This window comes from Prevotella sp. HJM029, from assembly GCF_000599605.1.
GTDB lineage: Bacteria > Bacteroidota > Bacteroidia > Bacteroidales > Bacteroidaceae > Prevotella.
Window position 1 is genome coordinate 40,373 of record NZ_KK082678.1, and the last position, 1,839, is coordinate 42,211.

Below are 1,839 nucleotides of genomic sequence, written 5' to 3' on the forward strand. Positions count from 1 at the left end.
TTCTTCACGGCGTGTAGCACAGAAGAAGAGCAAGCACAGCCCCGGCAAAACTTAGTGGACCTTGCGGCGAAAGGCAAAATAATTCTTTCTATGCAAGATTTTAATGCAGCGAGGGAAATTACTCGTGCTGTGCAAGCCCCCACAGACACACAAGTGGTGGATTTGGATAATGGTATGACGGCTGAGATTAGTGTGGAAAGAGGTCGAAAGAGTAAAACGGCTGCAACGCGTGCATCTGATATTCTTAACGGGCATTTTAATCTTTATGCCTTAAACCCCATAACCAATCAGCGTGTGGGCAACCTCTTAAAAGGAACGGTTGAAACAACATATACTTGGATTTATACGCCAACCCCAGGGTTTCCTTGGGGACATCAGGAGTCCACAACTACCTTTACACCCGATGCAGGTTTATCACTCATGCTGGCACCTGGCACCTATAAGTTTGTGTGCTATAATGATGCCGTTGAAGATGATGGCACGAATCTTACGATTAAGAATGGTGTTAACAATCCTCTTATAGGTTCAACAACAGCCACCATACCTGCAAACAGCATTGAATATAAAGTAGACATAGAAATGAAACACCCTGCAGTGAAATGTTTGGTTAGTGTGAAAAATCTGATAGGTTATGGAGAACCTACAGCGGGCTTTGTCAATATGAAAGGCAGATTAACTGCCACAACAACAAAAGCCATTCAATATTCTGCTGATTTAACCTCAAAAACAGTTATTCCAGGGACAGACATATTAGAGTTTCCTTTTTGGGATTATAATACGAGCGAAAATAATACTTATTTATATGTTTTACCAGGGGATGGCACCGATATGAAATTAGAATTTTATAATGGTACATGCTATTATAAGAGTGTAGGGACACTAAAAACATCGTTGGCTAAATTGGGGACAATGTCTGCTAACGATAATTATAAGTTGAATATTAAGATTAATCCTTCCTATGAATATTTGTTCAATGATGGCACAACAGGATATCTTAGAGATAAAGGCACGCGCACGCCTATAGGCATCGTAGTGAGGCGCAAAACAGCAGGAGAAAAAGGGCTCGCTGTCGCATTGAATCTTGCTTCTACATCGTCAGTACGGCCATTTTCTGTGTCTCTCATTTCTGGTGTGTGGTATTATTATGTCAATAAACGGGCCTTCTCTACCCTAACAGATGCTTTTACAGACATGGATGGTTATGCCTACACTTGGGACGCGAACACAAGTTCGAATAATGAAGTAAAGGCAAGTAGTGACAAATATCCAGCTTTTAAACTTGCAGCAAACTATAATCCTGGCGTTTCAACCAGCGGCATCGGGCAATGGTTTCTTCCAAGCCTTGGACAAATAAAATTAATGATGGCAACCATAGGGTTCTCACGCAAGTCGCAGAGTAATGCAGCTATGCAAGCATGGGCATCTGCAGCATTGGCTTATGGCTTTAGCAAAGCAGCCGCTTCAAACTCTCCTATGAGGGCGGATAATAGTTTCAAAGTTATCTGTTCAAGCACATGGTACCAGAACGTTTATTCTTGGGAATATCGGGCTAATTATGTAAATGGATTCTATGATAAGAATTATGGCGGCGCTGATGTCCTCCCCTTCGTCGAATTTTAATATAAAGCGAGTGCAATCGCCCACCATGTTCAATCCTGCATTTTGCAAAATGGTGAGAACGGTGGGCGGGAGCATTGAAAACAACAAAAATGGTTGAGAACGGTGACCGTTTTCGGTCAAAAACGATAAAAACAAGCGAGAACGGTGGGCGAGTTGCCCCAAAATCATCAAAAACAGGCGAGAACGCCCACCGTTCTCATTGAAAAACAACGAAAACAA

The 1,839-nt window shown here is 42.1% G+C and carries 1 protein-coding gene; it reads left to right on the forward strand.

Annotation, left to right across the window (positions count from 1 at the left end):
• Positions 1–1,620, forward strand: a 1,620-nt coding sequence (locus X919_RS0113830) for a hypothetical protein (RefSeq protein ID WP_028900622.1), incomplete at its 5' end; no start/stop codon positions are given.
• Positions 1,621–1,839: the final 219 nt, after the last annotated feature.